Annotated in this window: 14 protein-coding genes and 1 tRNA gene; 5 read left to right on the top strand and 10 right to left on the bottom strand. The window is 72.8% G+C overall.

The annotated features are described in order from the left end of the window. Positions 1–59: 59 nt before the first annotated feature. Positions 60–308, bottom strand: a complete 249-nt coding sequence (locus GCU60_RS13205) for a dsDNA nuclease domain-containing protein (RefSeq protein WP_163205931.1) — start codon at positions 306–308, stop codon at positions 60–62. 247 nt (positions 309–555) lie between these two features. On the opposite strand from GCU60_RS13205, the gene GCU60_RS13200 reads away from it, so the two are divergent. Then, positions 556–759, top strand: a complete 204-nt coding sequence (locus GCU60_RS13200) for a helix-turn-helix domain-containing protein (protein ID WP_163205929.1) — start codon at positions 556–558, stop codon at positions 757–759. Positions 760–814: 55 nt separating this feature from the next. Here GCU60_RS13200 and GCU60_RS13195 read toward each other — a convergent pair whose 3' ends face one another. Further along, positions 815–2,065 (bottom strand): site-specific integrase, encoded by a 1,251-nt coding sequence (locus tag GCU60_RS13195; protein ID WP_163205927.1) that lies wholly within the window; start codon positions 2,063–2,065, stop codon positions 815–817. A 110-nt stretch (positions 2,066–2,175) separates the two neighbouring features. Further along, positions 2,176–2,248 (bottom strand) — tRNA-Asn (locus GCU60_RS13190). 141 nt (positions 2,249–2,389) lie between these two features. Here GCU60_RS13190 and GCU60_RS13185 point away from each other — a divergent pair. Then, entirely contained in the window at positions 2,390–2,599 is a 210-nt protein-coding gene (locus GCU60_RS13185; RefSeq protein ID WP_163205925.1) for a hypothetical protein, read from the top strand. Positions 2,600–2,612: 13 nt separating this feature from the next. Here the strand turns inward: GCU60_RS13185 and GCU60_RS13180 are convergent, their stop codons facing one another. The 4 genes from GCU60_RS13180 to GCU60_RS13165 are packed head-to-tail and all read right to left on the bottom strand — an operon-like array spanning position 2,613 to position 6,170. Continuing rightward, a complete protein-coding gene (locus tag GCU60_RS13180) occupies positions 2,613–3,167 on the bottom strand; it encodes a hypothetical protein (protein WP_163205923.1) in 555 nt (184 codons plus the stop codon). Further along, entirely contained in the window at positions 3,164–5,050 is a 1,887-nt protein-coding gene (dnaG, locus tag GCU60_RS13175; RefSeq protein WP_163205921.1) for a DNA primase, read from the bottom strand. The genes GCU60_RS13180 and dnaG overlap by 4 nt, the downstream gene beginning before the upstream one ends. Then, complete coding sequence (locus tag GCU60_RS13170; protein ID WP_163205919.1) at positions 5,050–5,559, bottom strand: hypothetical protein; 510 nt, start codon at positions 5,557–5,559, stop codon at positions 5,050–5,052. The genes dnaG and GCU60_RS13170 overlap by 1 nt, the downstream gene beginning before the upstream one ends. Before the next feature lie 14 nt (positions 5,560–5,573). Beyond that, positions 5,574–6,170, bottom strand: coding sequence for a YdcF family protein (locus GCU60_RS13165; RefSeq protein ID WP_345770580.1), 597 nt, complete (start codon positions 6,168–6,170; stop codon positions 5,574–5,576). 185 nt (positions 6,171–6,355) lie between these two features. On the opposite strand from GCU60_RS13165, the gene aztD reads away from it, so the two are divergent. Together aztD and GCU60_RS13155 are read left to right on the top strand one after the other, a co-directional pair. Then, positions 6,356–7,648, top strand: coding sequence for a zinc metallochaperone AztD (gene aztD, locus GCU60_RS13160; RefSeq protein WP_345770579.1), 1,293 nt, complete (start codon positions 6,356–6,358; stop codon positions 7,646–7,648). Further along, the gene (locus tag GCU60_RS13155; protein WP_163205915.1) at positions 7,645–8,517 is read left to right on the top strand and encodes a metal ABC transporter solute-binding protein, Zn/Mn family; all 873 of its coding nucleotides are present in this window, start codon (positions 7,645–7,647) and stop codon (positions 8,515–8,517) included. The genes aztD and GCU60_RS13155 overlap by 4 nt, the downstream gene beginning before the upstream one ends. 14 nt (positions 8,518–8,531) lie before the next feature. Here GCU60_RS13155 and GCU60_RS13150 read toward each other — a convergent pair whose 3' ends face one another. Further along, the gene (locus GCU60_RS13150) at positions 8,532–8,978 is read right to left on the bottom strand and encodes a hypothetical protein (RefSeq protein ID WP_163205913.1); all 447 of its coding nucleotides are present in this window, start codon (positions 8,976–8,978) and stop codon (positions 8,532–8,534) included. After that, positions 8,975–10,135 carry a tRNA dihydrouridine synthase DusB gene (gene dusB / locus GCU60_RS13145; protein WP_163205911.1) on the bottom strand — a complete coding sequence of 387 codons (1,161 nt, stop codon included), beginning with the start codon at positions 10,133–10,135 and terminating at the stop codon, positions 8,975–8,977. Before dusB ends, GCU60_RS13150 begins: the two co-directional genes overlap by 4 nt. A 220-nt stretch (positions 10,136–10,355) precedes the next feature. On the opposite strand from dusB, the gene GCU60_RS13140 reads away from it, so the two are divergent. Next, on the top strand, positions 10,356–11,432 hold the full coding sequence (locus GCU60_RS13140) for a type IV toxin-antitoxin system AbiEi family antitoxin domain-containing protein (protein WP_163205909.1): 1,077 nt from the start codon (positions 10,356–10,358) through the stop codon (positions 11,430–11,432). A 92-nt stretch (positions 11,433–11,524) separates the two neighbouring features. Here GCU60_RS13140 and GCU60_RS13135 read toward each other — a convergent pair whose 3' ends face one another. After that, positions 11,525–12,976 (bottom strand): aldehyde dehydrogenase, encoded by a 1,452-nt coding sequence (locus tag GCU60_RS13135; protein WP_163205907.1) that lies wholly within the window; start codon positions 12,974–12,976, stop codon positions 11,525–11,527. Positions 12,977–13,059: the final 83 nt, after the last annotated feature.

The following is a 13,059-nucleotide window of genomic DNA, read 5'->3' as shown; positions in this document are numbered from 1 at the left end:
CCACGTTGGCGCCGCCGACCCGCTCGTCCCCAGCTTCCCCGATCCCGAAAAACTGCCAACTACTTGACGCGGGACATCCAGACGTCCGTATCCCTGTCACCAAGCCCGGCATTCGCCTTTCGGTGCAGCTTCGCCTGAAGCAACTCCGTGGGGTTTCCGGACGCGTCCTCCCACGCGATGTCGTCGTGCATTTCTAGCGTGAGTGCCTGATCCGGCCGGTGAGGCGCCTGACGCAGCAATTCCAGGAGCGCCCATGAGGTCTGGTACAGGTAGCCCGAGGCCGATGCCGCCGCACTGTGCTGGCCCACTGGCATAGCGCAGGCCCCCTTCCACCCCGGCCACGTCATCACAGCTGCCGTTCGAACCCTAGGGCTCCTCGTTGCGGTGACTCAGTTGAAGTGACCCTCTCGTCAGGCGGACACCTCAGTTCGTATCACGTGCATGGTTTCGTTCGCCTCCACCGATACGCGGCGCAGACGAGCTGTCCATACCTCGCCCTACCTTGCGATGCAGGGCCTCCCCGCGGGCGGCGTCAAGAGACCAGAGAGGTTCGTCATGGACAACGCCGATGACCTGCTGACCACGGCCGAGGTTGCCCTGATCATGCGCTCGCCCGTCTCCACGTTGAGGTACTGGCGGCACCGTGGCACGGGGCCGCACAGCTTCCGTGTGGGACGACGCGTCGTCTACCGGCGCGCCGACGTGACCGCGTGGCTGCATGAGCAGGCGGAAGCAGGGCGCGCCGATCGAGCGGGGTGAGCGGCGGCAGTGAACGCCGCCCCGCCGTCGTGCCAGGACTTCACGGCGATCCAGCTCAGCGGTTCAGCACCCGCGCTGCCTCGGCGCTGACGACCTGCCTGCCGAAGTAGACGTCGAGGGTCATCGACGGGTTGGCGTGGCCCAACTGGTCGGCCACCTGCCGCGGGCTGAGGCCGGCCTCGTCGAGGCGCGTGGCGACGGTCTTGCGGAAGGTGTGCGAGGTGACCCACGACCAGGGCCCCTCCTCGCAGCGGATGCGTCGCCCACCTGCCCCGGCCCTGAAGGACCCGTCCTTGTCGAGCTGATAGCCCGTTCCCCCGCAGGTCTCACACTCGAACGAGTCGAGCAACTGGCGGAGGCCTCCTGAGACGTTCGACGGATCCCGCAGGGCGCCGTTCAGCGGCGGAGGGAATACGACCTCAGCGTCCGTCTGCCGGAGAGAACTCGCCCGCCGGTCCTCCAGCATCCGGACGGCGAATTCGGGCAGCGCGATGATCCGCCAGCCGGCCGTGGTCTTCGGACGCGGCTGGACCGTCAGCCCAGCGCCTGGAATGCGGACCACGGTGGCGTTCACCTCCCAGGTCCCGGCCTCGAGATCCAGGATCGGCTTCCCGTCGCCGTTGGTGCCGTACCGCAGGGCCAGCCCTTCGCCGATCCGGCAGCCGGTGGCGAGCATCCAGTCGACGATGTCGGGCAAGTCGATCTGGACCGCGCGGTCGCTGGTCCGGAACAGCTCGACGAGTCGTCCGGTCTCTGCCGCAGTCAGGGCACGCGGCGCTCGCTTGCCGGTACTGATCTTGGCAGTGGCGTCGCGGACCGGGTTGACCGCGGCGGCGCCGTCCCGGATCGCCATCGTGAACATCCCGGAAAGGCACGCCCGCGCGGTCTTGGCCGCCCCCGGTCCGCTGCTCTTGGCGATGGCGGCCAGCGCCCGGCTGATCACGCCGGGGGTCACCTCGCGGATGCAGAGTTGACCGAGGGCCGGCTTGACCTGCTTGCTGACCACCGAGCGGTAGGTGCGCTGCGTGCCGGTCGACCAGCCGTGGTCGGCCTCGATCCAGGCATCGGCCAACGTGGCCATTCGTGTCGCGGCAGTGAGGGCGCCGACGCCGCCGGGCGCCTGGCGGCTGGTGCACTCGGCTTTTAGCGCCCGTTCGGCGGCGGCGCGCGAAGGCCCCACCTTGGACACCAATCGGACCCTGCCGTCGTAGTCGCGAAACTTGACCCGGGCCTTGACCCGGCCGTTGGGCAGCGTGGCGAACAGGACCTTGCCGCTGGTGCCCAGCGGCAGCGGGGGACGGCCCACCAGGCACCTCCGGCGCTAAGTAAAGAGTGCCTTAAGAGTGCCTGACCCGTGTGACAGAGACAATAGAAAAGCCCCTGACCGGCGTCTCCGCTGGTCAGGGGCTTGGCTTGCTCCCCCGACTGGACTTGAACCAGTAACCCTGCGATTAACAGTCGCATGCTCTGCCAATTGAGCTACGGGGGATCAGCGGGCGCGACCCGCTGGCCCGACGAGAGTACCCCACCCCCCCAGGAGCCCTCGCGCAGGGCTCACCGGCGGCGAAGCGTTGTGCGCCACAGGTAGCGTGATCTCGTTCATCGCGCGTTCACCTGTGGAGGAACCCCCATGGCCAAACTGTCGTTCCTCGCCGGATTCGGTGCTGGTTACGTCCTCGGGGCACGTGCCGGCCACGAGCGCTACGAGCAGATCCGTCGCGGCTGGGAGCAGGCCAAGGACGACCCGCGCCTGCAGAGCATCGCGGGCATGGCCCAGGCCCGTGCCGACGACGCCGTCTCCACGCTCAAGGCCCGCATGGGCGGCGAGCCCCGGCGCTGACGCGCGCCCCGGGTCAGCCCGGCTGCTCGGTGGCCAGCGCCTCGCTGAGCTTCTCCCGCGCGACCTCCCGGGCGACGGGATCGTTGCGGGCGGCGTCGTCGTCGAAGACGACGGTCCACTTGCGGGCGGCCTGACCGGGCACCCGGCGGGCCACGAGCAGCACTCCCCCGCCACCGGGCAGGGGTGAGCGGCGGCTGCTGACGACCGTCTGGTCCACCCGCTTGCGCACGACGGCGGGCAGCTCACCGGCCTCGGCGAGCACGTGCCGCACCGCCGGCTGCCGCGCCTGGACGCCGGGCTCGACCTCGGCCAGCGGGGTCACCGTGAAGCTGCCACCGCCGTCGTTGGTCCCTGCCCATCGCGCGGAACCCACCTCGTGCCAGGGCAGCACGTCCGCCGCCCCGCCGGCACCGACGGTCCGCAGCCCCCGGGACGTGGCCACCAGCCAGCCTGCCTCGCGCGTCAGCGCGCCCCAGGCGAGCACCCGCTCGTCCGGGTCGGTGACCGCGGCCCGCACCGGCTCCGGTGGTCCGGCGAACCGGCGCCGCAGGGCGTCCAGCACGCTCATCCCAGCCCCCCGACGGCGCGCTTGCGCAGCGAGATGGCCAGCTGCTCCAGGTCCATGAGCTGCTTGAACGCCTTCATGTAGTCGTCGGCCTGCTCCACAGGGTTCATCCGCTGCAGCCGGCCCTTGATCCCGGCGATCTCGCGGACCGTCGCCATCTCCTGCAGCCGCGCCAGGATCGCGCTGACGTAGGTGGGGTCGGACTCCCCGGTGACCGAACGCATCGGCTCCACCGCCAGCGCGGTGAGCAGCGCGCGGGCGCTGTCCCGGTCGCAGTGCGCGGCGAGCTCGTCCAGCCAGGCCGCCCCGGTCACGGTGGCCCCCGCGGCTCCCCCGGCCCCGGCGACCGCCCTGGCGACCGCTGCGTAGTCGGGGTCGGTGAAGGCGCTCGGCGGGATGGCGTCGAACGTGGGCCCGGCGTACTCGGGCACCTGCAGCGCGGCCTTCACCGCCTCCCGCTCGACGGCGATCGCGGCGTCGTCCGGGGTCCGCTTGGGCGCCCGCGGCCTCCCCCGTGACTGCGTCCCGCCGCCGTCCGCGGTGAGCCGGCGCACGCGCTCCTGCACCTCGGCCTCGTCGGTGTTGCCGATCATCCCGGCCAGCTCACGGGCGTAGGCCGGCCGCAGCGCGTGGTCCTTGATCCCGGCGACCAGCGGCACAGTCTTCTCCAGCGCGGCCACCCGACCCTCGACGGTGTCCAGGTCGTAGCCGGCCAGCGTCGTCCGAAGCACGAAGGCGATCAGCGGCGTCCGGCGGGCGACGAGGTCGCGGACAGCGGCGTCGCCGTGCTCCTGGCGCAGCTCGCACGGATCGTTGCCGTTCGGCTCGACGGCGACGAAGGTCTGCCCGACGAACCGCTGGTCCTCGGCGAAGGTCTTCATGGCCGCGGCCTGGCCCGCCGCGTCGCCGTCGAAGGTGTAGACGACCTCGCCGCGGAACTCGTCCTGGTCCATGAGCAGCCGGCGCAGCACGCCGATGTGCTCGGCGCCGAACGCGGTGCCGCAGGAGGCCACCGCCGTCGTCACACCGGCCAGGTGGCAGGCCATCACGTCGGTGTAGCCCTCGACGACGACGGCCTGGTGGCGCTTCGCGATGTCCCGCTTGGCCCGGTCGATGCCGTAGAGCACCGAGCTCTTCTTGTAGAGCGGCGTCTCGGGCGTGTTGAGGTACTTGGGGCCGGGGTCGTCGTCCATGAGCTTGCGGGCGCCGAAGCCGATGACGTCGCCGGTGATGTCCCGGATCGGCCAGACCAGCCGCCGGTGGAACCGGTCGATCAGCGTGCCGCGGGAGGACTCCTTGGCCAGCCCGCCGGTGACCAGCTCGGCCTGGGTGAAGCCCTTCGCCCGCAGGTGCCGGGTGAGCCCGTCCCAGCCGCCGGGCGCGTAGCCGCAGCCGAAGTCCAGGGCCGCCTGCCGGTCGAAGGCCCGGTCGGCGAGGAACTGGCGGGCCGGCGCCGCCTCGGGCGTGCCGAGCTGCTCGGCGTAGAAGGCGGCCGCGGCGGTGTTGGCCGCGACCAGCCGCGCCCGCTGGCCGACCGAGGCCCGGTCGGGGCCGGCGGTGGGCCGGCCGCCGTCGTCCTCGTACTTCAGCTCGATGTTCGCCCGGTTGGCCAGCAGCTCGACCGCCTCGGCGAAGGAGAGGTGGTCGATCTGCTGGACGAAGGAGATGACGTCGCCGCCGACCCCACAACCGAAGCAATGGAAGAGATTTCTGCTCGGCGTCACCTGGAACGACGGCGACTTCTCGTCGTGGAACGGGCAGAGCCCCTTGAGGCTGCCGCCGCCGGCCCGCTTGAGCTGCAGGTGCTCGCCGACGATCTCGTCGATCTTGCTGCGCTCCCGTACCAGCGCGATGTCGGCGGCCCGGATGCGCCCTCGGCCGGCCATCAGCTGCCCGACCCGAAGACGGCCACGCCCGTCGCCGCACCGGCGGCCGCGTTGTGGCGCCGCTGGAGGACCAGCTCCATCCACAGCAGGAAGACCTGCTGGTGCAGCGGCAGGGAGTCCTCGGCGGACAGGGTGGGGCGCGGACCCCATCCGCCGGTCGAGCCGCTCTCGGCGATCAGGACGCCACCGCTGGCGAACCGGTGGGTGCTCTTCCACATCGAGGTCGACGTGACCTCCACCGGCCGCCCGTCGAGCTCGGCGACCCAGGTGCTCTTCCAGAAGGAGGTCTGCCGGGCGCGCATGCGTGCGGTGTCCTCCGGGTCCTCGCTCCACCGGGCGGTCAGCGCGCCCCTGCTCTTGGCGAAGATCCACTCACGGTCGCCGATCCGCGCGGTGGCCGCCTCCTTCCACCCCGAGGCGCGCAGCGTGGCGACGACGACGCCGTCGCGGAGGATCGGCGTCACACCCCTCTCGGTGCCGGCGGAGCCGGCCTTGCCCAGTTCGAGCACCGTCGCCCCTCTTCTCAGCCGATGCCGGGCGCACCGGCGATGCTCTCGCCCGTCACGCGGTACAGCAGGTAGGCAGCAGTCTCCCGCAGGATGTAGCGGAACTGGGTGTCGCGGGTCTGGACGGCCGGGCCCTGACGGGTCGGGGAACTGGCGGCCTCCATGCCGGCGTCCTCGGCCATCCGCTCGGCGCGCATGGCGTGCCACGGGTCGGTCACCAGCACGGCCCGCTCCCAGCCGCGCTCGGCGAAGGCCGCCCCGACCACGCGCATGCTCTCCAGGGTGTCCACACCCTCGGGCACGGCGAGCAGCGCGTCGGCCGGCACCCCGGCGCTCGCGAGGTAGTCGCGGCCGGCCTCGGCCTCCGCGAACTGGTCACCGGCGGCCTTGCCGCCGACGGTGACGATCACCGGGGCCACGCCCGCCTCGTACAGGTCGATCGCGTGTTCCAGCCTGGCCTCGAAGATCGAGGAGGGGACGCCGTTGTACTGCGCCGATCCCAGCACCACGATCGCGTCGGACTCCGGGCGCGCGTCCTGCCTCGCCGTCCACCAGATCGCCAGGGCCGTGGACCCGACGAAGAGCACGGCAGCCAGGAACGCGGCGCCGACCACCCTCGTCAGAAGACTCCACACGACCACCCGTCATGGGTACCACGCACGGCCGACGCGGCGCCCGGCACCGCCCCCTCCGGAGCCGCACACCCCCGCCGGCGGAGCACAGCGACCCTGCTTACTGGGAATGGTTGTCATTATGCCTAGGCTGGTGCGTCCCGTTCCTCCTCCCCGCTGGAGAGCTCGTGCGCGTCATCCATCCCCTTCCCCTCCGCACCGCCGCGCTGGCGGCGGCGCTGCCTCTCGCCCTCGTCACCGGCTGCGCCTCGAGCGACGAGGGTGGCGCTCCGGCGTCGTCCTCGAGCTCGGCGGCGCCGGCATCCGCGGAGCCGACCGAGGTCGGCGCCAGCGCCCCCCGGCTCGCCCTCACCTACGACGGCGGGGTCCAGGTCCTGGACGCGACCACGCTCGAGGTGCTCGCCGACGTGCCGCTGGAGGGCTTCAACCGGCTCAACCCCGCCGGTGACGGCCGGCACTTCCTGGTCTCGACCCAGGGCGGCTTCCAGCTGCTCGACGGTGGCGCGTGGGCGGAGCCGCACGGCGACCACGACCACTACTACACCGCCGAGCCGCAGCTCACCGACGTGCTCTTCCCGGCCGAGAAGCCCGGCCACGTGGTCGCGCACGCCGGCCGGACGGTCCTGTTCGACGACGGGACCGGGGACGTCACCGCCTTCGACAGCGCGGACATCGCCGACCCCGACGTCGAGCTGCTCGAGTTCTCCACGCCGGAGGCGCACCACGGCGTCGCGGTGCAGCTCGAGGACGGCTCGTTGCTGGTCTCCGACGGCACCGAGGACTCGCGCAGCGGCGTCCGCATCCTGGACGCCGACCGCGAGGAGATCACCGCCCGCGACGACTGCCCCTCCGTGCACGGCGAGACCGTGGCCGCCGGCGAGGCGGTCGTCATCGGCTGCCAGGACGGCGCCGTGCTGTACACCGACGGCGAGCTGACCAAGATCGAGAGCCCGGACGAGTACGGCCGCATCGGCAACCAGTTCGGCACCGAGGACTCGCCGATCGTGCTGGGCGACTACGAGCGCAGCGCCGAGGACCGGTCGAGCACCGTCGCCCTCATCGACACCACGGCCGCGTCGCTGCGCCTGGTCGACCTCCCCGCGCCGTACTGGTACCAGTCGTTCGACCGCGGGCCGAACGGCGAGGGCCTCGTCCTCACCTACGACGGCGACCTGCAGGTCATCGACGTCGTCTCCGGCACCGTCACCCGGTCCATCCCGGTGACCGGGCCGTGGGAGGAGTCCGAGGACTGGCAGGACCCGCACCCGCAGGTCGTCGTGGTGGACGGCATCGCCTACGTGACCGAGCCCGCCACGAAGAAGATCCACGCCGTGGACGTCGAGGACGGCACGGTCTGGAAGAGCGCCGACCTCGAGGTGACGCCCAACGAGCTCTCCGGCGTCACGGGCGACGTCGAGGAGCACGCCGAGCACGAGCACGAGGGCGAGCACGACGAGTGAGCCGCGGCGGAACCCTCGGCGTCCTCTCCGCGGTGGGCTGCCTCGTCTGCGGCCTTGCCGCCTGCGGCGGCAGCCCGGCCGGCGCCGACGACGGCCGGATCGACGTGGTGGCCACCTCCTACCCGCTGGAGTTCGTCGCCGAGGCGGTGGGCGGGGACCTCGTGGCGGTCACCAACCTCACCCCGGCCGGCGGCGACAGCCACGGCCTGGAGCCCGCACCCCGTGACGTGGTCACGCTGGCCGCGGCCGACGTCGTCGTCCACCTGTCCGGCGGGCTGCAGCCGGCGGTCGACGACGTCGTGGCGCAGGAGGAACCCCAACACCTGGTGGACGCCGCGCCGCTGGCCGACCGGGCCGAGGACCCGCACTTCTGGCTGGATCCGCTGCGGGTGGGAGATCTTGGCGAGGAGGTCGCCGGCGAGCTCGCGGCGGTCGATCCGGACCACGCGGCCGAGTACACCGAGGGCGCGCAGCGGTTGCAGGCCTCGATGCGGGAGCTGGACGAGCAGTACGCCGAGACCCTCGCCCCCTGCCGCGGCGCGACGCTGCTGGCCTCGCACGAGGCGTTCGGCTACCTCGCCGAGCGGTACGGCCTGCACCAGGTCGGCGTGGCCGGCCTCGACCCGCACGTCGAGGTCTCACCGGCGCGGCTCCGCCGGGTGGCCGACCAGGTGCGGGAGACCGGCGCCCGCACGGTGTTCTTCGAGGCCGCGGCGGGGCTCGGGGTGGCGGAGACGCTGGCCGCGGAGCTCGACCTCGACCCGGCCGTGCTGCACCCGATCGAGCGGGTGGGCGACGGCGAGACCTATCCGGGGCTCATGACGGCCAACCTGGAGGCGCTCCGCCTCGGGCTGACCTGTGCCGGCTGACCAGGGAGGAGCGGTCAGTTCCCGGCGAAGACGCCGCAGACCCGCGGGCCGTCCTCGCTGACCACCCGCAGCTCCGTCGTGACGCCGTCGGCCCAGGAGACGGAGACCAGCTGCACCGCGGCACCCTCGACCTCGTCGTCGCGCACCTCGCCGACCTCCCCCGGGACGGCGCCGAGGTACTCGCCGGCGACCTGGTCGGGGGTGAGCCGGGCGCGCTCCTCCTCGCACAGCATCTGGTGCGCGGTCTCGATGTCGCCGTCGGACAGCGAGGCCACGAACACCTCGGCCGACTGGGTGGACTGCTCGGCCGGCGAGCCCTTGACGAGGTAGAGGAAGCCGACCATCGCCGCGGCGAAGAGCGCGATCCCGACGATGCCGCCGACGATCCAGCCCTGCATGCTCCGCGGGGTGCCGGTGTGCAGCGGCGCGGGATCGTCGTCGTAGAGGAAGGGCCCGCTCATCCGCCGCTGGTCTCCAGTTCTGCTCCCACCGGTGGGCGGGGGTCGTCGCGGTCGGCCAGCCAGCCCTCGGGCAGCGCCACCGGTCGGGGCGTGCTGGTGCGGCCGCGGGGGGCGCCGAGGACGGCGGTCGGGTACGGCTGGTCGGCGATGCCGGCCAGCAGCTCGGCCAGCTCGTCCAGGCCGCTCACCATGGCCAGCGCCCGGCGGGTGTCGGAGCCGACCGAGAAGCCCTTGAGGTACCAGGCGACGTGCTTGCGGAAGTCGCTGCAGCCGTGCTGCTCGCCGTGCTCCGCGGCCAGCAGCGCGGCGTGCCGGTGCATGATCGCGGCGACCTCGCGGAAGGTCGGCAGCGCACGCCTCGACTCCCCCGCGAAGGCGGCGGCGAGATCGCCGAACAGCCACGGCCGGCCCAGGCACCCGCGGCCGATGACGACGCCGGCACACCCGGTCTCGGCGACCATGCGCAGGGCGTCGTCGGCCTCCCAGATGTCGCCGTTGCCCAGCACCGGGATGTCGACGGCCTCGACCAGCCGCGCGATGGAGCTCCAGTCGGCGGTGCCGCTGTAGAGCTGGTCGGCGGTGCGCCCGTGCAGGGTGATCGCCGCCGCGCCCTCGTCCTGGGCGATCCGGCCGGCGTCGAGGTAGGTGACGTGGTCGGCGTCGATCCCGATGCGGGTCTTGATGGTGACCGGCACGTCCCCGGCCGCCCGGACCGCCTCGCGCACGATGTCCCGCAGCAGGACCCGGTGCCACGGCAGCGCCGAACCGCCGCCCTTGCGGGTCACCTTGGGCACCGGGCAGCCGAAGTTCAGGTCGATGTGGGCCGGGCGGGTGCCGGCGACGCCCTCGTCGACCAGCATCTCCACGGCCCGGCCGACGGTGGCCGGGTCCACGCCGTAGAGCTGGACGGAGAACGCGTCCTTCTCGTCGGGCGTCGCGCGGACCATCTGCAGCGTCTTCGCGCTGCGCTCCACCAGCGCCCGGGTGGTGATCATCTCGCAGACGTAGAGACCCGCCCCGAACTCGCGGCACAGCGTGCGGAACGCCGGGTTGGTGATGCCGGCCATCGGCGCGAGCACCACCGCGGGGTCGACCGTGAGCGCCCCGAGCCGCAGCGGCGGCAGGGCCGTCGTCGTCGGCTCGAGCGTGGCGGTCATGGCACCCAGAGTAGGCGGAGAGGCAGGTCACCCCCGCCGCCCGTTCGAGTGTCGGGTCGTCGACCGGGTTGACCCGCCCCACCGTCCCGGGGGCCGCGACACGGCACGGTTCGACGGTCGGTGGTCCGGCTCGACCCGCGCCGCGTCCCCAGCCTGGCACTCGTCCACAAATCGGCCGAGGTCGCGTCCGGCGGGTGGGCGGGGGCCGGACGGTCGTCCCATGACGACCCACCTGCAGGTTCCTCTCGCCGTCGACGAGCCGGCCCGCCGGCGCCTCGGCATCTTCACCACCGCGGACCTCGCCGGCCGAGGCGTGACCGAGCGCGAAGTGCGGACGGCGATCCGCTCGGGCGCGTGGGTGCGACTGCGCACCGGCGTCTTCGTCAGCGCCGCGGACCTGGCCGAGGTCGAACGCTCCGACCGTCGACCGGGCCTGGAGGCCCTGGCCGTCATGGCCGGCCTCGCCCGTCCGTCCGCCGTCCTCAGCCGCGACAGCGCGGCCTGGGTGTGGGGGCTCCCCCGCCCGCGTACCGCCGGTGCGGTCGGCGTGCATCTGACCGATCCGCACCGCTGGCGCCGGGGGCGTGGCTGGCTGATGACCCGTGCCGAACTGCCCGACGACGAGGTCACCGTCCGCGGTGCCTACCGGGTGACGACGGCGGCGCGCACGCTGGTCGACGTCGCCCGGACCTGGCCGGAGATCCACGCCGTGGCGGCCGTCGACGCCGCACTGCTGCGCGGCCTGACGACCCGCGACGAGGTGGGCAGCGTCATCGCCCGCCAGGTGAACGTGCCGGGGATCCCGCGCGCCGTCCGCGCGCTGAACCTCGCCGACGGCCGGGCCGAGTCGTGGCTGGAGACCTTCGGCCGTTTGACGTTCGACGCGCTCGGGCTGCCGTCGTTCGTCCCCCAGGTGGAGCTGTGGGTGGAAGGAACGCTGCTCAAGGTCGTCGACGGCTGGTGTCCCGAGGCCGCACTGGCCGTGGAGTTCGACGGGCGGGTCAAGTACCGGCGCGCGCGATTCGGTCGCACCCCGGAGCAGGAGCTGTGGGAGGAGAAGCGCCGCGAGGACCTCCTGCGTTCGGCGGGGGTCCGGTTCCTCCGAGTCACCTACGAGGACCTCGCCGGGGAGAGCCGGGTCCTGGACCGGTCGGCACGGCGACTGCTCGCCACACCCCGGTCCGGGGTGTGCGACTTCCGGGCGGTACCGCGGCCGGAGGGCCGCCCACGGGATGGCCAGGCCGGGGACGACGGGTGGCTCGCACGGGTGGACGACGGTGTCGGCCGACGGGCTTGAGCCGCGCCGGCGGCCCCTGAATCGCGCAGTGGCCCGGCGTACCGGTCGGCCGTGCGGGTTGACCCGGCGCACGACCGACCGGCCTCAGCGGCTCAGAACGGGTAGACGCGGGGCTCCACCTGCATGCTGATCCAGCGCAGCTCGGTGAAGGCGTCGATGCCGGCCTGGCCACCGAACCGCCCGTACCCGCTGTCCTTCACGCCGCCGAACGGCATCTGCGCCTCGTCGTGCACGGTGGGCGCGTTGATGTGGCAGATCCCCGACTCGATCCGCCGGGCCACCTGGAAGCCACGCGCGGCGTCCCGGGTGAAGACGGCGGCGGACAGCCCGTACGCGCTGTCGTTGGCCGCCGCGATCGCCTCGTCCTGGGTGCTCACCCGGGTGATCGTGACGGCCGGGCCGAAGATCTCCTCGGAGAAGATCTCCATCTCCGGGGTCACGTGGTCGAGCACGACGCCGGGCATGATCGTGCCGTTCGGCTCGCCCGTGGTCAGCACCTTCGCGCCCTTCGCGACGGCGTCGTCGACCAGCCGCTGGATGTGGTCGACCGTGCTCTGCCCGATGACGGAGCCGAGGACGACGTCGCCCTCGCGCGGGTCGCCGACGGGCAGCGACTCCACCCGGGCCACGAGCTTGGCCACGAACTCGTCGGCGATCGAGTCGTCCACGATGATCTTGTCGGTCGACATGCAGACGTGGCCCTGGTTCACGAAGCCACCGAACGTCGCGCCCTGGACGGCGGCGTCGATGTCGGCGTCGTCGAGCACGAGGAGCGGGTTCTTGCCGCCCAGCTCGAGGACGGCGGGCACGAGGTGCCGGGCGCAGACCTCGCCGATGATGCGGCCCACCCGGGTGGAGCCGGTGAAGTTCAGCCGCCGGACGGCGGGGTGGGCGACCATGGCCTCGGTGACGTCGGCGGCGTCCTCGGGGGCGACGGTGATGACGTTGACGACGCCCGCCGGGAAGCCGGCCTCCACGAGGATCTCCCCGAGCAGCATGTGCGTCGCCGGTGACAGCTCGGAGCACTTGAGGACGACGGTGTTCCCGGCGGCCAGCGGGAAGGCGACGGCGCGGGTCGAGAGGATGACCGGCGCGTTCCACGGGGCCATGCCGACCACGACACCGGCGGGCTGGCGGATGCCCATGCTCAGGCTGCCGGGCACGTCGGAGGGGATGACCTGGCCGCCCACGGAGGTGGTCAGGCCGGCGGCCTCCCGCAGGATGCCCGCCGCGAGGTGGACGTTGAAGTGACCCCAGCCGGCGGTGGCGCCGCACTCGGCGGCCATCCGCTCGACGAACCGGTCGGTGCCGGCCTCGAGCAGGTCGGCGGCCTTGAGCAGCAGCATGCGGCGGGTGCTGGGCGTGGCGGCGGCCCACGACTCGAACGCCGCGGCGGCGGCCTCGACGGCCCGCACCGCGTCCTCGACGCCGGCGGCCTGCGACCGGGTCACCACCTCCCCGGAGACGGGGTTGGCGCGGTCGAAGGTGCGGCCACCGGCGGCGGACGACGGCTCGTTGCCGATGAGCAGGCTGGTCTCGAACAAGGTCTCTCCTGGAACTGGATCGGTACGGGATGGGTCACGGGGCGGCCGGCGCGGCCGACCGGCGGACGACGGGGAGCGACACC

Source organism: Blastococcus saxobsidens (assembly GCF_010682065.1).
Lineage (GTDB): Bacteria > Actinomycetota > Actinomycetes > Mycobacteriales > Geodermatophilaceae > Blastococcus > Blastococcus saxobsidens_B.
Note: the sequence above shows the minus strand (reverse complement) of the source record. Positions and strands in the feature narration are given on the sequence as shown.